General features: G+C 40.9%; 24 protein-coding genes and 1 pseudogene. 3 read left to right on the forward strand and 22 right to left on the reverse strand.

The features are described from left to right. Positions 1–273: 273 nt before the first annotated feature. The 4 genes from ACIQXH_RS04935 to ACIQXH_RS04950 form a co-directional block, all read right to left on the reverse strand. Complete coding sequence (locus ACIQXH_RS04935; protein WP_402873702.1) at positions 274–492, reverse strand: DUF2922 domain-containing protein; 219 nt, start codon at positions 490–492, stop codon at positions 274–276. A gap of 36 nt (positions 493–528) precedes the next feature. Next, positions 529–747: a DUF1659 domain-containing protein gene (locus ACIQXH_RS04940; RefSeq protein WP_402873680.1), complete on the reverse strand. Its 219-nt coding sequence runs from the start codon at positions 745–747 to the stop codon at positions 529–531. A 241-nt stretch (positions 748–988) separates the two neighbouring features. Then, positions 989–1525: a PadR family transcriptional regulator gene (locus ACIQXH_RS04945; RefSeq protein ID WP_402873677.1), complete on the reverse strand. Its 537-nt coding sequence runs from the start codon at positions 1523–1525 to the stop codon at positions 989–991. Positions 1526–1628: 103 nt separating this feature from the next. Beyond that, positions 1629–2132: a hypothetical protein gene (locus ACIQXH_RS04950; protein ID WP_402873675.1), complete on the reverse strand. Its 504-nt coding sequence runs from the start codon at positions 2130–2132 to the stop codon at positions 1629–1631. A 135-nt stretch (positions 2133–2267) separates the two neighbouring features. Here ACIQXH_RS04950 and ACIQXH_RS04955 point away from each other — a divergent pair, with 135 nt between their 5' ends. Further along, positions 2268–2942, forward strand: coding sequence for a hypothetical protein (locus tag ACIQXH_RS04955; RefSeq protein ID WP_402873672.1), 675 nt, complete (start codon positions 2268–2270; stop codon positions 2940–2942). A gap of 48 nt (positions 2943–2990) precedes the next feature. Here the strand turns inward: ACIQXH_RS04955 and ACIQXH_RS04960 are convergent, their stop codons facing one another. From ACIQXH_RS04960 to ACIQXH_RS05015, 12 genes and pseudogenes are all read right to left on the reverse strand, one after another. After that, positions 2991–3245 (reverse strand): sigma-G-dependent sporulation-specific acid-soluble spore protein CsgA, encoded by a 255-nt coding sequence (locus tag ACIQXH_RS04960; protein ID WP_402873669.1) that lies wholly within the window; start codon positions 3243–3245, stop codon positions 2991–2993. A 117-nt stretch (positions 3246–3362) separates the two neighbouring features. Beyond that, complete coding sequence (locus ACIQXH_RS04965; protein WP_402958025.1) at positions 3363–3902, reverse strand: DUF2247 family protein; 540 nt, start codon at positions 3900–3902, stop codon at positions 3363–3365. 1 nt (position 3903) lies between these two features. Then, a complete protein-coding gene (locus ACIQXH_RS04970) occupies positions 3904–4572 on the reverse strand; it encodes a hypothetical protein (protein ID WP_403122361.1) in 669 nt (222 codons plus the stop codon). Between the two features lie 877 nt (positions 4573–5449). After that, positions 5450–5899: a toxin-antitoxin system YwqK family antitoxin gene (locus tag ACIQXH_RS04975; protein WP_402873928.1), complete on the reverse strand. Its 450-nt coding sequence runs from the start codon at positions 5897–5899 to the stop codon at positions 5450–5452. A gap of 83 nt (positions 5900–5982) precedes the next feature. Beyond that, a pseudogene (locus tag ACIQXH_RS04980) lies at positions 5983–6391 on the reverse strand (Imm50 family immunity protein). An 89-nt stretch (positions 6392–6480) separates the two neighbouring features. Next, the gene (locus ACIQXH_RS04985) at positions 6481–6999 is read right to left on the reverse strand and encodes an SMI1/KNR4 family protein (RefSeq protein WP_403122364.1); all 519 of its coding nucleotides are present in this window, start codon (positions 6997–6999) and stop codon (positions 6481–6483) included. Next, positions 6996–8627, reverse strand: a complete 1632-nt coding sequence (locus ACIQXH_RS04990; protein ID WP_403122367.1) for a ribonuclease YeeF family protein — start codon at positions 8625–8627, stop codon at positions 6996–6998. The genes ACIQXH_RS04985 and ACIQXH_RS04990 overlap by 4 nt, the downstream gene beginning before the upstream one ends. A gap of 345 nt (positions 8628–8972) precedes the next feature. Next, the gene (locus ACIQXH_RS04995; protein WP_403122370.1) at positions 8973–9578 is read right to left on the reverse strand and encodes an alpha/beta hydrolase; all 606 of its coding nucleotides are present in this window, start codon (positions 9576–9578) and stop codon (positions 8973–8975) included. Positions 9579–9599: 21 nt separating this feature from the next. After that, complete coding sequence (locus ACIQXH_RS05000) at positions 9600–10544, reverse strand: ring-cleaving dioxygenase (protein WP_403122372.1); 945 nt, start codon at positions 10542–10544, stop codon at positions 9600–9602. Between the two features lie 137 nt (positions 10545–10681). After that, entirely contained in the window at positions 10682–11665 is a 984-nt protein-coding gene (locus ACIQXH_RS05005; RefSeq protein WP_403122375.1) for a ring-cleaving dioxygenase, read from the reverse strand. Positions 11666–11918: 253 nt separating this feature from the next. After that, positions 11919–12572, reverse strand: coding sequence for a 3-oxoacid CoA-transferase subunit B (locus tag ACIQXH_RS05010; RefSeq protein ID WP_403122625.1), 654 nt, complete (start codon positions 12570–12572; stop codon positions 11919–11921). Between the two features lie 27 nt (positions 12573–12599). Beyond that, on the reverse strand, positions 12600–13301 hold the full coding sequence (locus tag ACIQXH_RS05015; protein ID WP_403122378.1) for a CoA transferase subunit A: 702 nt from the start codon (positions 13299–13301) through the stop codon (positions 12600–12602). A 134-nt stretch (positions 13302–13435) separates the two neighbouring features. On the opposite strand from ACIQXH_RS05015, the gene ACIQXH_RS05020 reads away from it, so the two are divergent. Beyond that, the gene (locus ACIQXH_RS05020) at positions 13436–14326 is read left to right on the forward strand and encodes a LysR family transcriptional regulator (protein WP_403122381.1); all 891 of its coding nucleotides are present in this window, start codon (positions 13436–13438) and stop codon (positions 14324–14326) included. A 104-nt stretch (positions 14327–14430) separates the two neighbouring features. Here ACIQXH_RS05020 and ACIQXH_RS05025 read toward each other — a convergent pair whose 3' ends face one another. Next, positions 14431–15105, reverse strand: coding sequence for a nitroreductase (locus ACIQXH_RS05025; protein ID WP_403122384.1), 675 nt, complete (start codon positions 15103–15105; stop codon positions 14431–14433). 1004 nt (positions 15106–16109) lie between these two features. Here ACIQXH_RS05025 and ACIQXH_RS05030 point away from each other — a divergent pair. Further along, complete coding sequence (locus tag ACIQXH_RS05030) at positions 16110–16487, forward strand: hotdog family protein (RefSeq protein WP_403122387.1); 378 nt, start codon at positions 16110–16112, stop codon at positions 16485–16487. A 199-nt stretch (positions 16488–16686) separates the two neighbouring features. Here the strand turns inward: ACIQXH_RS05030 and sfnG are convergent, their stop codons facing one another. The 5 genes from sfnG to ACIQXH_RS05055 all read right to left on the reverse strand — a co-directional run bounded on the left by sfnG (position 16687) and on the right by ACIQXH_RS05055 (position 22257). Beyond that, positions 16687–17751: a dimethylsulfone monooxygenase SfnG gene (gene sfnG / locus ACIQXH_RS05035; RefSeq protein ID WP_403122390.1), complete on the reverse strand. Its 1065-nt coding sequence runs from the start codon at positions 17749–17751 to the stop codon at positions 16687–16689. A gap of 169 nt (positions 17752–17920) precedes the next feature. Beyond that, a complete protein-coding gene (ssuD, locus tag ACIQXH_RS05040; protein ID WP_403122392.1) occupies positions 17921–19048 on the reverse strand; it encodes an FMNH2-dependent alkanesulfonate monooxygenase in 1128 nt (375 codons plus the stop codon). A 111-nt stretch (positions 19049–19159) separates the two neighbouring features. Beyond that, complete coding sequence (locus ACIQXH_RS05045; RefSeq protein WP_403122395.1) at positions 19160–20347, reverse strand: acyl-CoA dehydrogenase family protein; 1188 nt, start codon at positions 20345–20347, stop codon at positions 19160–19162. A 31-nt stretch (positions 20348–20378) separates the two neighbouring features. After that, on the reverse strand, positions 20379–20729 hold the full coding sequence (locus ACIQXH_RS05050; RefSeq protein ID WP_402873619.1) for a hypothetical protein: 351 nt from the start codon (positions 20727–20729) through the stop codon (positions 20379–20381). Between the two features lie 85 nt (positions 20730–20814). After that, positions 20815–22257: a 4-hydroxyphenylacetate 3-hydroxylase family protein gene (locus ACIQXH_RS05055; RefSeq protein ID WP_403122398.1), complete on the reverse strand. Its 1443-nt coding sequence runs from the start codon at positions 22255–22257 to the stop codon at positions 20815–20817. Positions 22258–22435: the final 178 nt, after the last annotated feature.

Raw genomic sequence — 22435 nt, forward strand, 5'->3', positions numbered from 1 at the left:
TGCTAGGACGTGGACTATCGCCATAAGTGGTTGGTAGTCGGGCTCAATTGCAGTGATATATCTCACTTTTAACCTTAATCAAGCTGTTACACTTTGGATTGTGTTAGGAAATAGAGCATGTACGAACAAAAAGCTCATCTTTGAAGGACCATCCCTTCAAAAATGAGCCTAATTCGACCATTGTGGCGATTAATTCAACCATTATGGGCATTAATTCAACCGTTACGACGGATAATTCGACCGTCAGAAGAGGTAATTCAACCGTTACTGATTTTAAAGTACTTCGACATCCTCGACATTACGCTCGACCACGCGTGCTCCCTTGATGCTAACGAAATCTCCTGATGAGGTGATGAAAACATTTTGCGCGATGATTTGTTGCATCGCTTGCTTAACTTGATTCACGTCCACCGGTTCCTTTGGATTATCCACAGAAATCGTCGACGACTTTCCTTCTTCGGTTACGAAGATCATTTCCAATGCTTTAGCCATACCTGTCACCTCCCTTGTTTTCCGACATTACATCTCTTACCCGATGATAGCGTTCGTATCGACGCGGTTCACTTCACCCATCGGATAATTCTGCACACTCGCAATGGCCTTGGCTGTCGCCGATAATTGATCGACCAATGCATCCGTTTTAATGTTAGAAAAGGACTTACGTTTAAAAACGATCTCCCCTTTTTCATTGAGGCCCGTTTCAAAATCCAATCGTAAAGTTGTCGATAATTTGATTTGGTTTGCCATGTCGCTCACCCCCTTTCATACTCTATATAAACTTTTTCGCGGGAAAAGTAGCATCGCAGTGGAAATATATTTTAGAAAATCTCAATAAAAAAGGAGACAGCATTTACACTGTCTCCACTAGAAATCACCTATGATTATCCTGATAGAACTTACTTACCATTCAACCTTTATGTCTTGCATGGGTAGATTATTTTTTCAAAACTAAAGCATCATGCTTTCAAAGCGTGAGCTGTTCATGAAGTCATGCCCGTTCTTTTATGCGTGCTCTAAGTTCTTCCAGCCATTCGGCGTTGTGCTGCGCCCGACTGTGTGCATGCTCCTGAATAAACTTAACTCCCCAATAGTTCTCAGCATTTTCATCAATTTCGTGGCTGAAGCTTGTGTAGGTTTCCCAAGTCTTACGCTGTTTTTCAATTTTCTCCTCTAATATCGTGAGCACTTTCTCTACCTTCACGTGCTTGATATAGGAAAGGGCAATATACATTTCATTTATTTCAGTGGCCTTTTCAAACGTTTGGTAAATCCGCTTGTTTAATTCTTCTCGTCCCGGATCTGTAATTTGATAGACATGCTTGTCTGGCCTGTTCTCTTCCTTAATGGTTTCCACAGCACGGATAAACCCCATATCCGCTAACTTATCAAAATGATAATATAATTTACTTTCGCTTATCCCCGTAAATTTATCAATAGGAATTGGTTCGGATAATTGCTTTTTCAACTTATATGGATAACTATTCTCTTCAGCCAATTTCCCTAAGATATAAATCTGAATCGACACGTCAAAACTCCCCTTCAGTCGTCACTTGTCTATAGTTTAACAAATTTACGCTATATATTCTGTAGGGATTTCGACTTTCACTTTTCAGATCGTCAGAAACGGCTTATTCCTCAAATCCCCATTCGTAAGTAGGATTAAATTCGTTTGGCTCCATTACGGTTTGTTTGTATGTAACAGGAGGCTCATCCGGCATGGTAATCGTCAGTTTCGTATGGTCGTCGTTAAGTTTTAGTGTGAACGTAGTCGTCCGATTCCGATGTTCTTCATTATAAAGTACACCTGTCATGGTATTGTCAATGGGTTTGACTATTTCAAAATGTCGTACCTCTTCATAATCATCTCTCGTTATCCTTTGCATGGTATAGGTACTGATGGGGTCCCTTAAAATGAGAAGATAGGTTCCTTCTGATATCCACCCTCCATATAAGTGTCTTCCATTATATTTATAGGCTTCATACAAAGGTTCATCGTTCCCCGTTTTGGCATCCCCGACTTCTTTTTCTGCATGTACCGCTTCCTTATCGTCATTGAATGGTTGTTGGTCCTCACATGCAGCAAGGAGACTTATACCAAGGAATCCCATCATGATTTTTTTGAACGCTGACAATAGCACACCCTCCTATCGGGTCATTTCAAATAGTATTCGTAATGGTAGAGTTATCCCCCTTTAAAAATACATATTTTGGACGAGAGTGTATTTCGTATTTTGGTAAACAATAAGGAGCGAAAGGATGTGGATGAAATGTCATTAGAATGGTTTGACAGAGTATGTGGGGAATTGCAGGACCATCTTCAATCGATTTGTGATAAATACGATCGGATTGGCAGCATGACCGTGGAGCGAGGAGCAAAACATCCACGCATCGAATTTTATACAGAATTAGATGAAGATGAGCAGGAGAATTTTTGCGCCCTGTTTTTCGATCCGAAAAGTGAAGAATTTTATATGGAATCCTTCGACATCGATTTTGGGCAAATAAGCAAGGTGCTATTACCTGATATTGAAGATATCGTGGAGGCCGTCCATGAAACCTTCCATGCTTACATAGAAGGGGACGACGACGAATACGACTATGAACTCGATGACGACAATAATGGGTTGGAAATCGTGTCAGGCTCCATGTCCTATCCTTCAACAGGAAACGATGATTCTGAGGTATTCGAAATCGATGTTGAATGGGAAACGCCAGAAGTGACGGCTTATATAAAAGAAAACGAAGTAGAGGTCACCTATCAATTCGGAATCGTCCAGGAAACAGGTGATGGACTGCTGAGACGGGTCAATCGGATCTGGACAGAAGAAGACGATATTATTTTAAGAGATGAAACGAACTTCATGTTCAGTAAAGAAGAAGCTGGTACCATCATCTCGATGATTGCGAGTCATATGGATTCTCTGACTAGCATGGATGAATAGGCTAATAAGAAAACCTTGTCCGGTGAGCAACATGGACAAGGTTTTTTCTCACATAATCAGTTGTTCATACACTTCATTTAATTGCGTATAACGTTCGGAATCCATCGCCTCTTTTGCATGCGCCATTTCCTTAGGAAGAATTCGGTTAAGAAGTTCTGATTCCTTTCCAGTAAGCTCACGAACGAGCTCCTTCTCCGAATGGAACTGACCATGTTTAATCTTATCGTAAATGTGCTGTGCCTCCGGGTGCTGATCCGTATAATTAGACAAGATCTCACGTAAGTAACCAATCGTGCGGTCCATCCAAACCACTCCTCTCCTGGATTAGTAATCTAAACTAGATTGTCCAGGAGCAGGGAAATCTATACAGGAATTTGGAGGGTATTGAGCTTAACTTGTGCTTTTCTATCAGTCAAAGTCCTAAATGGCAATATCATTTTGTAAGTATTGTTTTTCTTGGTTTAGAAAGACAGTAAATAAGTTAATTAATCTAACTTCATTCTCTTCTTTCGAGTATTGAGAAGGATTAAATCCGTCTTTAGGAGCCAGATAATGAATAAAGCTCTCCATGTCTTTTGGATAATCAAAGTCGGCATACACTTCAGCAACCTTGTTTAATAACTCCTCAAAATCATCTTGATATCTCATTTTTAAAGAATCAAGTATGCCAAATCTCCATTTTCTTTTTTCAAGATGGGAACGTCGGGAGTCTAAGTCCAAATCACTGATATCTGACTCTTTCAATATAGTTTCCAATAAGCTCTCGTAATCTAATTCATCTCCACCCCAAGCAAGCTGAATAATGTTTTGATTGCTAGTGTCTGGATAGTTAGTTAAATATTCGACTGCATAATCAGTTATGTCACTATATTTTATTACATCTAATTTTAATCCTATATATAATGTTCTCCAATCGTAATTAATTTTGTTTTGCTTGAAAATATCTACAGAAAAGTTCATTCTAATCACCCTTAAACATTATCCCTATTTCTTCAAATGAGTTTTGGCTCTCTCTTAATCCTTCTATATCATCTGTTCCTAGAACTTTAATTTCATTTCTAGTTAAGACAATATTACTCTCTTTCCTTTCAACCTTCCTCTTGTATAAAGATTCTAATAACTTGATTTGATCTTTTGACATCTTGTAATATTCACGCCAGGCATCTATTGCTGATGTGTAATCCAATAACTGATTTTCAATAAGATAACCACCACTTTGTACGAATTTCACTATCGTATCATTCGATGATACGCTATTAATATCCCCCCAAAATGCGGTAGTAATAGAAGGTATAGTTTTCCCATCATCTCCCTCCATCAATAGATATTGAAGAGCCTCATTTTCTGCCAACTCAATAATTTCTTGGGAAGCACCTTTAAAATAATCTACAGCTCTGTTGATATCTGTTCGAATAATATTTTCATTGCGAAAAGCTGCCACGATATGCTTTTCAGTAAAAGTCAGAGTCCCCCGCCCCCCTGAACCATCTATCATGCTATCATTCGAACCATCCCAGGAATGTTCATATGATAATTCAGGATATCGGGCTACCATAATAGCATGCGCTATCATTGCTACCATACAACCCTTCCATAGATTTTCTTTATTTAATTGGTCATTCCAAATCATTGCCATTCCCCTTTTTGTTCCTTATCCAGTTCCCCCTAAAAGATTTCTTTATTTCCTGAAGACTGATATACAATTTGAATATTAAACTCTCTTAATTGAGTATTAATCACTTCAGATGAACATAAACGCTTGCACTACAGAAATCTTTCCTCTACAGCTCAGTTTTAAGATAAAGCTTTAAACTTTTTATAATTTAAACTAGTAAAATTGCCAGAAGAATGCGATTAATTTTATAATAAATCCTCAGAAATACTGTGGATCAACCATTTTAGTCTCTCTTCATTCATTTTCCTCATGCCATATCTTTTAACGAATTCCTGTACATGTTCCCAGTTATTTAGTTGCTCTATTAAGTTTAGCTCATCTCTGAGTTTTTGATGATATTTAGTATTTTCGAACGAATTAAAGTGTTTTATTTGGTCAGTTAACTCATCATAGTTAACACTTGCGTTGAAATAGCATTCAAGAAAATACTTAAAGGTTTCAAGTTTTAATTCATCATTCAAAGTCACCACAACCTTTATTTGATCATCGGAAAACTAGTAATATTTTAACCCTAGCTCTTGTGTCGAGTCTCATACTAATACAACTCTAGAGTCCGTTACATTGTTTATAAATTTCAAAAATCTATCATTCCCATTATACATAAATTGGATTTCCAAAGATCTTTTTATATAGAAAAAACCGAACAACGAGTCACTTTTATATGAGTGTCATTGTTCGGGTTTAGTTAAGCCAACCACTTTATCTTTGTCATTTCACGTGAACCTAAAGGATAATAACGCTTACTATTCAAGCACCTTTAAAATAATCTACAGCTCTGTTGATATACGTTAGAATAATATTTTCATTGCGAAAAGCTACTACAATGTGCTTTTCAGTTTTTTCCCATATTGGAGAATCGATCAATAAGGGCTAATTCTTCTTCTGTTGGTGAAAATTTTTGTTTAATTATCTCCCCTTCTTTATCCCATTCGGTATACCTTAAACAAACACCAAATTTATATTCACCCTCATATTTTTTTTCGCCGCTTTCGTACCACATTCTCCTTAACCCCCTAGTTTGTCCTTTAATCATATAATCTATGGACTTCACCTTGCCATTGTTGTGAAATCTAACAAAATCACCTTCTAAAAATCCTTCGTTATAATAACTATAATAAGCCAATTCTCCGTTCTCATATAACTCGTAGGCTAGCCCATTAAAAGGTTTTCCTCCCTCGTCTTCAGGATTATCTAAAACTTCATCACTATATGAAGTGAACCAAAGTTTCTCATCAAAATCCGTTCCATGTTCAAGTACATATTTCTTATCTAAAATATCTATCTTATTTCCTATTTTTTCTCACCTCAGGAGCCCAATGTTCATTTACAACTTTCATTTTATCTTTTTTTAATTTCTAAGAATTTTTACGGTAACCCTATTAAGCCAGGAGTAACCTTTTCTACATTTACCCATTCCAAATTCGTATTTATTCTCAACCCATTATTCCCTTTTATTTCTAAATAATTATTCTCCATCTTACCTGAAAGATCAAATCGAGAAATTATATTATCATTGCCCCACCCTTTTATATCTAAGTTACTAATAGTTAAAAATGATAGTTGAATATAAACCACGTCCCAGTGGTCCCAACGCTTTGGCTTAGTTTTAACTTCTTCTTTCGTCATTAAAGTCATACGTCATTAAAGTCATAAATAAAATGGGGCCATCTCTTATAAGCTGAATATCTAATAGCTCTGCACCTTCGAATACAGGTATATTTCCAAATATACTAGTCAATGCTTGAGGATTCATGAATTTCTCTTCCATCATCATAAGTTCCACCCTCTTCTGAACGACTATAAAATGTTGATTTTAACCATTCGAATTGTATTTACCGCTATTTTTATAAAATCAGCAACAAACTAGCTTTTTAAAGCAACTATTTCTTCTCGATTATAATCAATCATCGCTAAAAAATATTCATTAAAATTTTCATATCTATCAATCTCTTCCCCAGCAAACCAAATTACTTTTCCTGGATATTGTGAATGGGGTAAACCTATAACAAATAAATCCTTATCATATTCGGTCGCGGCAATAGGTAACAACTGATTTCTAAGAAAACCACTTTCTTTTATAACGTCTTCTTCTATTGAATTTAATAATGAATTTGCATAATCCATAGCCTTAGATTTCTTTAGTTGCTCTGTCCCAAATAAATCAACTGTCTGGTAAAATCCCTTCCATCCATTTGCATATTTCAGGAAATCTCGATAAATGGAATCGAGTTTAAATCCTATTTCCATTTCAAGTTTAGCTATCTGTTCTTCAGTTGTCGCCACCTCCGGAAAATGGTGTGGCCAAATTTGTTTCACATCTTGTTTCATAATTTCCTGTTTTACTATAACCATTGCCGTTATTTTTTCTGTCCAATTATTCATTCGTCTAAATCCTCCTTAACAAACTTAAATTCTGTAGGTCTATAACCTATAGGATATTTTTTCGCTTGTCCTCCAAGACTCGTATTAACTTTAGGGTCAAGATCTAACCAACTATGTGGGTCAGGTTTTCCTCCCCAAGTTGTGTCAGGAACATGACCTACATGACCTTTATATGGAGTCCCACTCTCCGCGGCTCTCTTCCCTTCTAATCTTGCGGATCTGGACGCATCCTGTCTTAATTTTCCTTTAGTTGATATCCTTCCAGTAGGTGACAAAGCTCCATCTTGTAAAGCCTTATTTGAACCCTCAACATAAGCCTTAACTTGAGCTATTTGTTCTGCAGAAGCACCTGGAGGAGCTTTAACCTCTACTGGGCCAGTATTCGTATCATTATTTAATATACGTGAGTTAGGTCCATTTAATTTCATACCATTCTTCATGACACTACCCATGCCAATTATACCTGCGAGGGTGAAACCTTGTTCTCCTCCGGAATATTCATTGCCTAAGAGGTCCTTTCCGGTTAAATAGGCATTTGCTTCATTCGCACTGGTTAGACCATAGATTCCTTTTTCGGCTTGAGCCATCCATTTCATTGAATCAGCTGTTTTATAGGCGCTCATTGCATGCTCTGCAGCATTCATTGTTTTGGCTGTTTTATAAATCGCACTTCCGCCTTTGACAGCACGCCCAGCCCAACCAACGATGGGGATGAATCCGGCAGCGGCCATCGCGCCCGCGGCGATTCGTTCGGCTTCGGAAAGTTTACGACCTGTGACGGGATCGACTCCCGTTGTTGCTCTTACTGAATCATAATACCCCGTGATTTCCCCTGTAAAGGTTTTTGTCGTGTCCCAGGCTTTTTCATACCAAGGGCGGTTCTCGAGTTCTTCCATTTCCTGTTCGAGTTTCCGCGCTTCCTCTTCTTGCTGCTTGAAGTCCCGGTATCCTTGCATGTTCTCGGCCACTTCACCCTTCACTTGATAAGCTTGACTCGCTTGAAAGGCACTTTGGTTGAAGTTCATCGGGGAAACGGTACCATCCTGACTGGTGGCTTCAAGTAAGGCTTGCAAAAGACCAACGGCAACGCTTTCCTGGGCTTCGCTCACTTGGTATTCTTCTACTAATTTATTATCTACTTCCTGCACTTTCTTGATGGTATCGTTCTTTTCTTTTTCCGCCTTTTCCATTTTCTCATGGAAATCCTCTTGATCGAACACCTTTAGTGGAAGGATATCATCAATGTTCTGGAAAATCTTTTGGAGATCGGTGGACTGCTGGTTCACCATCGATTTGGCGTTGGAGAGACCGTGGGTCACTTCCCCCTCTAAAAACGGCACCTCAACCACAGTCTCACCGGATAGGTCGGCGTCTTCCAATATGGCCGGAATGCCTTTCAGAAAGCTGATTTGGGTCGTGAATAATTCAATCCAGGCATTGGCCACCTCTACTTGTGCCCGGTAAAAGTTCTTGATGGCCGTCGCCCCGGCTCCGGCCAGCTCTTCATCCAAATCGATGATTCCCTGAAATTCCTTTTTCAGTGTCTCTACTTGCCCTTTCAGGTCTTCATATTGCTTGGCCCGTGACTCGACTGCCGACTTCAAGGGTTTCGCTTCAAAAATCGTCATAATCGCTCATCCCTCTTTAGGAAAAGGGGGACGGTGCTTTTCAAAAAATAAATCTGAGCTTTCTCCTGTTCTATCTCCAAAAGAAACACCTCATTATGATTGGTATATTTTTCATATTATATAATTATAAGGAAGATAGTCAGGGAGATAAATAGGGATAAATATGCTAATTATCCGATTGACCAGGATATAATCCTCATCTATCCACGAATACCACTAAGACTTTATACCCTCTCCTCATATAATTTCAGATAGTAATAGAGGGTAATGAATGGGCCAAAATGGTTTGATAACACAAAAAATCCACCATACAAATTGTAGGTGGATTTCTTGATTGATCATTGATTAGTATTTTTCTTGATACCACTGTTTCGCGGCATTCACTTCATTCATCGTTAATTGATGTCCATGGTTCTCCCATTGTACATCTACCGAGGCATGTGCCGCTTCTAGTAATTCTTTAAGGTCGATGGATTCTTGCTGTGGACAAATCGGGTCATTGACTCCGGCTGCGATGAACACGTTTGTACCTGTTAAATCAGGTAAAGCGATTCCACGTCTTGGCACCATCGGATGATGCAAAATCGCACCCTTTAAGGCATCTTTAAAGTGGAATAATAGGCTCGCCGCGATGTTCGCTCCATTTGAATACCCAATTGCAATGATATTTTGACGATCAAATGCATAGGTAGTGGACGCTTCATCCAGGAAGCTATTCAGTTCATTCGTACGGAAAATCAAATCCTCTTCGTCAAATATCCCCTCCGCCAAACGTCTAAAGAATCGGGGCATCCCGTTTTCCGATACATTCCCTCTTACACTTAGTATAGAAGCTTCTGGATCCACGATGTCAGCTAGCGGAAGCAAATCATTTTCATTCCCGCCCGTTCCATGTAAAAGCAATAAGACTGGTTTATTCGGATTCGTTCCTGGCTTAAAGATATGTTTCATTCTATATTCTCCCTTTCCTTATCATCTCACTTTATTGGGTGGTACTTGAATGGGAATCAGTGATTGAACGAGATGCTCACGTTGCTGCTCGAATTGTGGCGGCAACATAAGTTTCGTCCCCATCGTTTCAGGACTTTCGTCAATCGCGAATCCTGGCGGGTCTGTCGCGATTTCGAATAAGATCTTTCCTGATTCACGGAAATAAATCGCATCGAAGTAGTTACGATCCTTCACTTCGGTCACGTGCTGCCCATGATTCATTGCATACTCTTGCCATTCCAAGTGGTCGGCTTTGTCGTTCGCACGCCATGCGATATGGTGCACCGTACCGGCACCTATTGTACCTCGATCCCCTGTTACCATTTTCAAATCGATGATATTGCCGATATCAGCTAGAGCTCTGAACCGTGTATAATCGCCTTCTACACCCATCATTTCCAGACCTAGCACATCCGTCAATGTAGCGGCCGTTTCATCTGGTGCGCTTGAATAAAGGGTCGCGCCTCCAAATCCTTTTATCGCCACTTCCCTTGTCACGTCATCAACTGACCATGCATTCTCTTCACCCGCTTCACGAGCGACGAGTTCAAGGTGAAGGCCATGCGGATCGTCAAATTGTAAATATGTTTCACCGAAGCGCTTCACTTTTTCAAACTCCACATCATATTTCCGTAACCGTTTTTCCCAAAAATCAAGTGCTCCTGTTGGCACGACATATGACGTCACACCCACTTGTCCATCGCCAATCCGCCCCTGACGAGCGTTTGGCCAAGGGAAAAAGGTAATGATGGTCCCCGGATTTCCCCCTTCGTCACCGAAGTATAAATGATATGTGCCAGGGTCATCGAAGTTCACCGTTTGCTTCACCAAGCGTAAACCCAGTACACCTGAATAAAAATCGATGTTTTCCTGCGGATGGCCGACAATGGCACTGATATGGTGAATCCCTGCCGTCTGTTTTTTCATCTTCGTTTCCTCCCTATTTTAGATGAATGCTGAGCACATAGTTCAAACAAATTGATTTAACCCATTTGCTCAACATTCTTCTTTTTTAAAACAAACCATGTACACGTACTCCGTGCACATGGTGTGAACGGAACTGCTTACAAGTATTCTTTCTCAATCTTCATCGTACTGCGAACCGTATCGATTGGGCGGACCATCTTCTCGATTTGTTCCCGTTTTGGTTCTAAAAATGGCGGCAATGAAAGAATTTCACCCACCGTTTCATATGGCTCATCGCCCATGAATCCTGGACCGTCTGTTGCCCATTCAAACAGGATGCCAGGTGCGACGCGTGCATAAAGCGATTCAAAGAAGAAACGGTCCACATAGCCGGAAGTACTGAATCCGAAACTTTCCATACGGTCGATCCATTCCTTCAATACACTTGTATCTTCCACGCGGAAGGCTGCATGGTGCACCGTACCGAAGCCTTGGCGTCCACGTGGCAAGACCGTATTATGTTCGACGATGACTTGTGCCCCGTTTCCCCCTTCACCGACTTCAAATAAATGAAGCGACCCTTCTTTGGCGATTTCACGGAATGCCATGACTTTCTCCAGCACTTCTTTAAAATAGTCAAATTGGTCAACCCGTACATGAATCGGTCCCAATCCTGTAATCCCAAACTCGAGTGGGATCGGCCCCTTTTGCCATGGTGTGCCCGAAGCCACTCCCTCATTCAACTCGTCTGATACGAATTGATACTGTTGATCGTCGAAATCAACGAATGATAAAGACTTTTTCCCGAAAAGATCTTGAATGCCTGTATGTTTCACTTGTAGCTTGTCAAAACGTTTGACCCAATATTCGAGAGCGGCATCTGTCGGTACTCGGAATCCCGTTTTGAAAATCTCATTCGTACCATGCGTTCCTTTTGGAATACCTGGAAAATCGAAGAATGTCATATCCGTCCCAGCACTTCCTTTGTCATCCGCAAAGAATAAGTGATAGGTTTGAATATCATCTTGGTTTACCGTCTTCTTGACCAAACGCATGCCCAATACGAATGTGAAAAACTCATAGTTTTTTTCTGCACTGCTTGTTATGGCTGTTACATGGTGAATTCCTTTAATGTGATTCATCAACTTTCTCCCCTTTTCATCGTGCTTCATTTTTCAATTTATCTTGAATTCGAGATATTGTATAAAAAATAAATGAGATCGTAATGACCCATTGTTCTTAATTAAAATATATTTAATTCGAGATAATAATATCACATATCTATATCTTGTGCAAATGCTTCTTGAAAGATTCTTACCTTACGCACTAAATCCTAATTTCCCCTCCCCTTCAACATGCAAAGAGAAAATTAGGATTGAACACAAGTCCACACTTTTAGTTGTTAGCTAAACATTCAGGTGCCACAGAAAATTGGGCTTCCGTCTTTTCTTTCACTTCTTCTACGGAAACATCTCCTTGCGTCTCGATTAGCACCATTCCCTCAGGGGTAAAATCAAACACGGCAAGATCGGTGATTAAACGATGCACAACTTTTTGACCAGTCAATGGCAGCGAACATGTTTTTTTGATTTTCGATTCTCCATGTTTGTTCACATGTTCCATAATCACGACCACCCGCTTGGCCCCATTAACGAGGTCCATCGCACCGCCCATCCCTTTCACCATTTTCCCGGGAATCATCCAGTTGGCCAAGTCCCCCGTCTCGGACACTTCCATTCCCCCAAGAATGGCAAGGTCGATATGGCCGCCACGAATCATGGCGAACGATTCTGCGCTGTCAAAAAAGGCCGATCCCGGAACGGCCGTGACCGTTTCTTTTCCTGCATTGATCAAATCTGGATCTATCTCCTCTTCCCGTGGATATGGACCAATGCCAAGCAAGCCATTCTCTGATTGAAGTAAAACATTGAAATCATCCGGGATCTCATTGGCAATAAGTGTCGGCATCCCAATGCCCAGATTGACATTCATGCCGTCTTCAATTTCCCTAACCGCCCTTTTTACGATAACCATACGTGTATCCTTCATCATCAGACACCCCATTCCCATTAAATTTTATCCTTGTGCAACCGTCCGCCGTTCGATTCGTTTTTGATAATTGGACCCAAGCAAGATCCGCTGTACATAAATACCTGGTGTATGAATTTCATCGGGGTCCAATTCACCTGGTTCGACGATCTCTTCTACCTCCGCAATCGTGATTTTCCCAGCCATCGCCGCAAGTGGATTAAAATTCCGCGCTGTTTTACGGTACACAAGATTTCCAAGCGTGTCGGCTTTCCACGCTTTTACAAGGGCAAAGTCCCCAACAATTCCTCTTTCCAAAAGATACTTCTTGCCATCAAACACCTTCGTTTCCTTTCCTTCTTCTATAGGTGTACCGACGCCCGTCGCTGTATAAAAACCAGGGATGCCTGCCCCACCAGCCCGGATTCGCTCCGCCAGTGTACCTTGAGGCGTTAATTCGACTTCGAGTTCCTTACTCAAGTATTGCTGTTCAAATATTTTATTTTCCCCCACGTAAGATGACACCATCTTTTTTATCTGCTTATTCTGAAGCAACAGCCCCAGTCCCCAGTCATCGACGCCACAATTATTACTGACAACCGTCAAGTCTTTCGTGCCTTGCTCCTTCAGTGCCTGTATGGAGTACTCCGGGATGCCTGACAATCCAAAACCGCCAACGATTATAGTGGAACCGTCCTTGATATCTGAAACCGCTTCCAAAAATGAATGGATCACTTTTCCTTTTTTCATATGGTCGCCCCCTTTAATATCGTAAATATTCTGAATAATCTTCTTGTTTAAAGTTTACATTTATATTCCCTATAAGTAAAATACATAAATAGAATATATTGTATGAAAATAAAGAATAAATAGGAGAAATAACGATGGAACTACGAGACTTACAATCTTTTATCGAGGTTGCGAACCATAACAGTTTTACAAAAGCTGCCGCCCATTCCTACTTGACACAACCCTCACTTAGCAAAGCCATCAAAAAGCTTGAACAGGAGCTTCATGTTGAACTGTTCGATCGATCTACAAGGCACCTCCGCTTGACCGATGCTGGACGGATCGTCTATCAGCAAGGTCAAAAAGCGCTACAGGCCTTGTCAGAATTGGACGTCCTATTAGATGACCTCAAAGACATTGCGACAGGGGAAATTAAAATCGGGATGCCCCCTCTGATCGGTACCCTTTTCTTCCCGGGAATCGCCCGTCGTTTTCACCAACAACATCCGAATGTCTCAATTGAATTAGTTGAACTTGGCGCCAAGTTGATTGGTCAGCTTGTCGAAGATGGACGAATTGACCTTGGCCTCATTGTCATGCCAGCGAATGAGGCAAAATTCGACATCTACCCGTTCATTCAGGATGAATTCGTTTTATTTGTCCACGACGACCATCCGCTCGCACATCAATCATCCGTCTCCTTGACCGAACTAAAAGAAGAAAAGTTCATCTTATTTACGAAGGACTTCACTTTGCACGACTATGTGATACAAGCATGCGAAGAAAAGGGATTCAGTCCCATCATCTCGTACCAAAGTTCCCAGTGGGACTTAATCGTCGAATTGGTCTCATCCAAACTGGGCATTGCACTATTACCCAAATTGATATATGAAAAACAAACGAACAGTGATGTTAAAATCATCCCGATTGAAAACGCCACACTCCTATGGAAACTCGGAATCATTACAAAAAAAGGCTCCTATCACTCGTTTGCAGTGAAAGAGTTATTGAAGGTGTTGGAGATGAAAAAGGATGGGGTTATGTAGGGAAAGGGAGCTAAGTTCTCCTTCTTCAAGAAACGATTAATTTCCTACTCACTATAAAAAGGGCGTAATCCACTTAATCGTTGATTACGCCCTTTCTCGTTAGTCTAGTTATGCAAGGTTACATTGGATTCGATGGGGTCACGTCCCACACGAAAACTATTTACTTTTGCTTCTTGATCAGGATAACCAAAGGAAATGCCAAACAATAACTTCATGTCATCGGAAATGCCAAGTACTTGGCGTACCGTATCAGCGTGAAAGCCCAAGATTGTCTGAGGAACACTTCCTATCCCGCGTGCAGTCAGTGATAAAAGGAACGACTGAGCATACATGCCAATATCAGAAGCGACACGCACATTATCTCCAAATGAAGGCATGAATAGGAACGCAACATGCGGTGCATCGAAGAATGATAGATTTCGCATGACTTCCTTTTGACGGGCTTCGTGATCCTCCCTAGCTATCTGCAATTCCCCATAGAATGTTTGGGCCTGTTCTATTTGTCGTTCAGCATAACGTCCATGATAGTGATGTAAATCAAATGTAAAATCGGGCGTGGCTTGCCCTTGTTCGCTCGTATTTAAGAGGGCCTTCTTCAATTCCTCTTTCTTTGCACCTGAAACGATATGAACATCCCAAGGCTGAGTATTGCAATTCGATGGGGTAGCTTGAGCATCCTCTAGAATTTCACGAAGAACTTCTTCTTCCACTGGTGTAGAAAGAAATTGACGTATAGATCTTCGACTGCGTATAACTTCTTGAAAAGAATGATTATCCAACAAACACCTCTCCTTTAGTATGAACTCCCAAAGCCGTTAATTATTACAAGATAACCCTGTATATTCATACTAAATGAGAATTCATTTATTCTCAAACATCCTGTTTGATGGGCTATCGCTTAAAGTCCATTCTTTCTATTAAGAAATGGATAGATACATATGTACTAGGTTTCCTATTATACAATTAGTAAAAATGTTTATCTTAATACTTGTATATCCTCTACTAATTCCTTATGAATTCTTCTAAATAATAGATTCCATGTGCACATACCATACCTATTATTAGATGTCTAAATTTAAAGTCTTCTTTTTCCGATGCTCTCAGTCTATTCATTAAAATAATTAATATGGATATTGTTAAAATCATTAATGAAAAAATATGTGTATCCGTATATTTAGCATCAGTATTTAAAAGAAACAACATGATTAAAAAGTAATAAAAAGTCGGTTTGCCCTTCACCTTTTTCCTTCCTTTCCATTCAATTAAACTCTTAACCTTCTCTTCCTAAACAAAAAGAAGACTGCTCATTAACAGCCTTGATTTGAAGCTATTGCCCGTAAGGCCTATTAGACAGTTTCCTTTTATTCATAAAGCTTCTTGGCTATTTCATCTAGAGTTCTGGATATGTTTGAAAGTACTATTAGGATATGGATAGGAAATCCGATTGCAAGTCCTACTAATGGAGAAAAAGGTCCAGCAAAAAAGAGTGCGATAAGAGTAGGTATTAAATACACAGAAATAATTAGTACTTTCAAAATACATCACCTTTTTAGTTAATTATAACATGGTATTTCGCTACAGAACTCGTTTAGTACGCTTATTTCCCTAGATTTCTACCCCGAATTTCCTTCCTTACTTACCTTCATCGTACTGGTCATGAACGGCAAGGCAGTGGAAGAAGGGATTTGTATTTTTCACCCCGAATATATTCGGTAACGATATAACAAGAAAGGAAATTCAAAAAAAGATATTCTATCAAAAAAACTTTCCGGGGGAGATTCATATGTCTTTAAAAGTAGGAGATATCATTACGTTTGAACGGACGTTTACAGTGAGGGATGTTGAATTATTCACGGAGATTTCGGGGGATGAAGGGAATCATCACATAACCCCAGATGAACAGGGGAGGCTTGTCATTCAAGGGTTATTGACGGCTACCTTACCGACAAAAGTAGGGGGAGATCATAACGTACTGGCTCGCACCATGAATTTCGAGTTTATACGACCTGTATTTACGGGGGATACAATAATGTGTGAAGTTCTAATCGATAAATATGAAAGGCAAGAAAATAATAGAACAGCCCTTCTGGCAATGTTCTCATGTAAGAACCAACATGAAAAAGAAGTGTTAAAAGGAGCTTTTTCAGGTATCATCCTTTGAATCTTTCTTAAACTAGGGGCTTAGTAAAATGATAAATAAAATGAATCCATTTCGAATGGATCGAAATGGATTCACGGATTAATTCAACCATGCAAGCTGATTATTCAACCACGCCAGTCACTAATTCGACCACTCGACCTATAAGCGTCTCTGTAATTTATGAAAGAGTAGACTTCTAGCCCGTGGAAGTTTGCTATTCTCAGGCAAATACCAATTCTTTTTCTCTGACCATAGGGATGACCTTTTCACCGAAGGCTCTCAAGTCTTCTTCATAGTGAAGAAATCCTGTCAGCACGATATCCACACCGATTTTTTTCAGTTCCATAATCCGGTCCGCTACTTGTTCAGCTGTTCCGATTAGTCCTGTCTTAAATCCATCATTATATTGGACAATGTCTTCAAAGGTGGATTCAGCCCACATTCCTTTTCCATCAGGAGACGCTGCCCCTGCGGTTTTGACTGATTTTTTAAACCCTTCCACCGCTTCTCGATCCGCATTTTCGACAATATCCCGCAACACTTGTTTTGCCTCTTCTTCTGTATCGCGGACAATGACGAAACCATTCACGCCAAACTGGATGTCGCCTTCACCATTCGCCTTTCTTAGCGCCTTTACTTCCTCAATTTGTTCCTTTATTTTTTCAAGGGTTCCGCCATTCATGAAATAGACGTCCGATACGCGTCCGGCCATTTCTTTGGCAGCTCGAGAATTCCCTCCTTGAAAGATTTTCGGAGGGTTAATAGGTTTTGGTTTTAAGGGCGTGTCGTTCAATCGGTAAAAGTCGCCTCGATAATTAGCTTTTTCTTGTGTCCACATTTCCTTGAGAACCTCGATAAATTCTTCAGAACGACGATACCGTTCGTCATGATCCAACCATGGTTCTCCGTAGCCATGGAATTCCCCTTTAAACCAGCCGCTGACGATATTGACAGACGCACGCCCGTTACTAATATGGTCAATCGTCGAGATGATTTTTGCCATTACACCTGGGTGCCATAAACCAGGCAACACAGCCGTAATGATGTTCAGTTTGTTCGTGACGGCGGCAAGGGCGGAAGCGAGGGTAGCTGCTTCTAATTGGTTCTCAGCCCCGTAGCTAGCGAAAAACCTTGTTTGCAGTAGCACATAATCAAAACCAATTTCTTCAGCAATTTGAGCGTAGCGTTTATTATCTTCAAAAGACCAACCTGTTTTTTGTGGGATCTGAGAAACGACTAAGCCCCCGCTAACATTTGGAGCCCAATAAGCAAATTGTAAACTCATCCTTTTTCCTCCTTTATATTCAGAAATCAAAAGGCCCTATCAACATCCCAAAGGAAAGGAATCGATACGAGCCTCTGGTCGTCCAGTGGGCACTATTAAAAAGTAATGTAGTGTAAATGTTATGAACCTAGTAAGAACATCAATGGAGATTCTTTCTTTCAAAGAATAGTTATTTAACAGCAGCCGGCTTGATGTCACCGCCGAATGGACTAAGGAATGTTTTTTGATTAGAAGTATCCTTCCTTTCAATTGGCAACCTAGGGAATAATAATTCCGATACGGTATAGGCTTCTTCTAAATGCGGGTAGCCTGATAAAATGAAGGTTTCGATGCCTAAATCAGCATATTCTTTCATACGCGCCGCTACTGTATCCGGATCTCCTACAAGAGCCGTGCCGGCACCTGTTCGCACTAATCCCACTCCTGCCCATAGATTAGGGCTTACTTCCAACCGGTCACGGTCGCCTTCATGTAGGCTCGTCATTAAACGCTGACCTTCTGAATCCATCCGCTTAAATACTTTTTGTGCTTGTGCAATGGTTTCGTCATCCACGTGTTCAATAAGCTTATTCGCAGCTTCCCATGCTTCCTCTTCTGTTGGACGAACAATCACATGAAGTCTTATCCCGAATTTCAATGTTCTTCCTTGCTTAGCTGCAAGTTCACGCATTTTATTGATTTTTTTCTCCACTTGAGCTGGTGGCTCTCCCCATGTTAAATAGACATCAACATGTTCTGCTGCCACGTCCATGGCAACGGGCGAAGATCCTCCAAAGTAAAGGGGCGGATATGGTTTTTGCACCGTAGGGTATGGTAATTGTCCCCCTTCGATTCGTAAATGGTCTCCTTTGAATTCTACTTCTTCCTCTTCTGCAAGTAATTGTCTCCAAATGGTTAAAAACTCATCTGTTAGCTCATACCGTTCATCATGATCTAAAAAGACACCTTCTCCTGCCATTTCTACAGGATCGCCCCCCGCTACCACATTAATTAACAACCGACCATCAGAAAATCGATCTAATGTGGCAGACATACGTGCTGCAAAGCTAGGTGACATTAAACCTGGGCGTACAGCCACAAGGTATTTTAGATTTTTTGTTACAGGTACAAGTGTAGACGCGACAATGAATCCTTCTTCGCAAGTTTTTCCTGTTGGAATTAACACCCCTGTATAGCCTAGATCATCAACCGCTTCTGCAATTTGCTTACAATAGTTATACGTGGCAGGACGAGCGCCTTCACTATTATTTAATTGACGAAAGTCACCGTTTGTAGGGATAAACCAAAAGATTTCCATTTATTAATCAACCTCTTTCTCTAAAATCAAGTTTTATTTAACTGGTTTTACTGTTTCTTCTTTTGGTAGACGCTTCAGTAAATTCTTTAAAAAGCAGTTGTTACGTACTATTTAAGAATAGGGGGTAATCTCAGGTACCTGACCATTTAAAGCCCAGTTTCCGAGATCCCGAACTTTGTATTCAATCGGATCATGCAAGGTGTGCGTCCTTACATTACGCCAAAATCGGTCAAATCCATACTGTGCTGAAGTGGCCCTTGCTCCCATAACCTCAAACATGCGACTTGTCACCTCTAATGCCGTTTTTGCAACGGAAGCTTTAGCTGTTGCAATCATGATCCCACACTCACCTCGCTCCTGTTCTGTTAGTGACCACTCATTGTCCCACGCTTCTTGTAATGCCACTACCGCATTTTGAGCCAATGCTTCAGAAGCTTTTATCTGTATGAAGAAGTCCCCATAGTGACGAATGGTATAGGGGTCAAGAGTTGCTTGCTCAACACCGGAAGTCAACCAAGGGCGAGAAATGCTTCTGGTGTACTTTTTGGCTTCTTCAAACGCTCCTTCCGTCACACCGAGGAGAACCTGAACTAAAATCGTCTGAGCAATATGTGTTCGTAAAGTGGGAAAGAAGCCATCCTGATGTTGTTCGTAAAAACTCAGTACTTCCTCTTTTTCTAGCCGCACATCATTGAACATCACGGTTCCGCTATCTGTTTGACGTTGACCGAAGCTATCCCAATCTCCTCCGACAACTATACCGGTTCGCTTAGTCGGAATAACGGCAATGACAGGCCGGTCATGATCTGGGCTTTTGGCTGAGATAAGCAGTCGGTCCGAGTCTGTGGCACCGGAACAAAAGGATTTCTTTCCATTCAATCGCAATGAATTCCCTTCTTGCCTTACTACTAACCCTTCATCACGTGGATTAAAGGCATTGCCCCAGAACCAATCATGTTCGGCTGTTTCTCTATAAAGCTTTTCCTTCTGCTGTTCAGTTCCGTATAAATGAACCGACGTCAAGCACAAAAAGTGGTAACCGAATAAATGAGCCATCGAGCCATCGACTTTAGCCAGTTCACGGGTTATTCGAAAAATGGTTTCCCAGTTCTCACCATGTCCCCCCAAATGCTTGGGAACGTTAAGAGCGAGTAATCCACTTTTGCGAAGTAAATCACGTTCCACTTTTGCCGTTCCACCTTGTTTATCTCGTTGAACGGCAGTTTTTGCGAATTCATTTGCTAATGATTGGGCGATTTCAAGATAATCCAGTTCTGTTCCTTTTTCAGCTATATTCATGAATGAGGATCCTCCTTCAAATGGACCAGATTTAAATCATATATTTATTGGTTTCCGTTTCCTTCATAAATTCGTTGAGCTTTTTAGTTAATCCGCCATTCCCGAATCGTATATATTTATGGCGGTCATCTTTCGCATTCTCTTCTGATACAAAGTCCAAAAAGGCTAGAAGATAGATTCGACGGTGAATAATATTAACGATTCCATCATGATGAAACCATTTATCTATCGTGTTATACACCCCTTTATTCACCCTATATTGCTGCTGACACAATAGAAAAAACTCGATATCCGGTAGGTTAAGATACTCGCTTTTTTCCAGATTTCTCTTTTGTATGGGATGTTCAGAAAGTTCGATTATCCTTAATTTCTCATCATTCATACTGAATGCTCCTTAATCATGGTTGGTTTAGAACGTTCACTAGCAAGACTATGATGGACGGTTTCAATCTTTAGCTTACTTCCCCCTACTTACTTGTTTCCCATAATAACCGCCAAATCGGCTCCGTGAAGGAAGCGTGGTCTGCTTCACTATACTGACTGGCAAAAGCACGAACCGGATCTCCCGCATAAAATCGTTCATACAGTTCATGCCGGGACCCTAAAGGACTCCCAATTAGATCCCAGGCCAGTTTAAATAACTGTACTTTTTTCTCTGCACTGACCGTCTTTCCTTCAAAGTAGTGTTGCATGTGGTTTGAAATCACCCCAAAGAAATCTTCGAACCTGGAGGGAACCTGAACAAATCCTCCACCGCCTATTTGTTGTAAAATCTCGATGGCCCTTGGGTAAAAACGGGTTCCGATGTTTCGAGCTGTATGGATATAGGATAGGTTTGGTACTAGCACTCCCGCCTCATCCGGCTTTGCCTGAACTTCTGAGGCAATCACGAGTGCTTTCATGGTATCAATCTGGGTAAGCAGCTCACCAAGTTTTTCCTGCACATGCAAATATTCATTCACACCTATTGCCTCCGCTACCGCAAAGGCGACCCCCGTCACGAATTCCAGCTTTGCCACGTACCGAACAATATTCTGATGAAAAGCAAGGGAATTAGCCGTTTCGTTGGCTCGAAGTGCTAATACATTCTCTGAATTGCCATGAAGCAAGACCCTTTCCCAAGGAATGAAGACATCATCGAAAAATAGCACGGAGTCCATTTCATCATATCTAGCACTTAAAATATGATCGGTTTTCCTCAGATCAGCAAAGGATTCGCGACAAACAATATGAAGACCCTGGGAGTTTGCTGGAACAATCAGAACATGTGCGTGTTTGGCCTGTTCCGGTTTGAATTTCAGAAAGGACGAGATGATAAAATCATGGGCATAGGGAGCACCCGTCGCAATCATTTTTGCCCCTCGGACAATCATTCCATCACTTGTTTCTCTAACAATATGGAGAAACCTGTCTGCCACTCTGACATCCTCCAGACCACTCGAGCGATCAATTTGCGGATCGACAATGGCAGTTGTTAAGAACAAATCATGATCCCTTGCCTCTGTATAGTAAGCTGTGATCTTCGATTCGAAATGAGGATCAAGAACACCCAATTGCTTCCTGGCCGCATACCATCCCGTAATCATGGATCGTGCATAATCAGACAACCTGCTCATCATGCCATGAGTCTCTTTAGACCAATAATGAAAGGCCCGGCTACGCTTTTGTAAATCTTCTTGTGTATAGGGGACTAAAAATGAGCTATGTGCATATGACTCTCTACCAGGCAATTTAAAACCAACGTTCTCTCTCTCGTTGGGATCATCGAGCATATTAAAGAGATGGGTAATGGTTTCGAGCGTTCCTTTAAACGCGGGATGCCCGGCCAAATCGGTTAACTTTTCCCCTTCAAGTAATACGCTACGTTCATCATTCAAGCTTTGAATAAAGCGATCTCCTCTGCTCAGCACTTACGAACCTCTTTTCATCCAAATTCAATCAAACCGTAAGCATACAAAAAAACAGACACCTTTATTGTTCGCTTAAAATCAGGGGATTCAAGCTTACATAAAAGTCTCTGGTAGTCCAGTCGACATATAAAATTAGACAAGTTCTAACATACACCCATAAATCACATGAATAAAATCG

This window comes from Peribacillus sp. NPDC097225, from assembly GCF_044761955.1.
In the GTDB taxonomy this organism is placed as follows: domain Bacteria; phylum Bacillota; class Bacilli; order Bacillales; family DSM-1321; genus Peribacillus.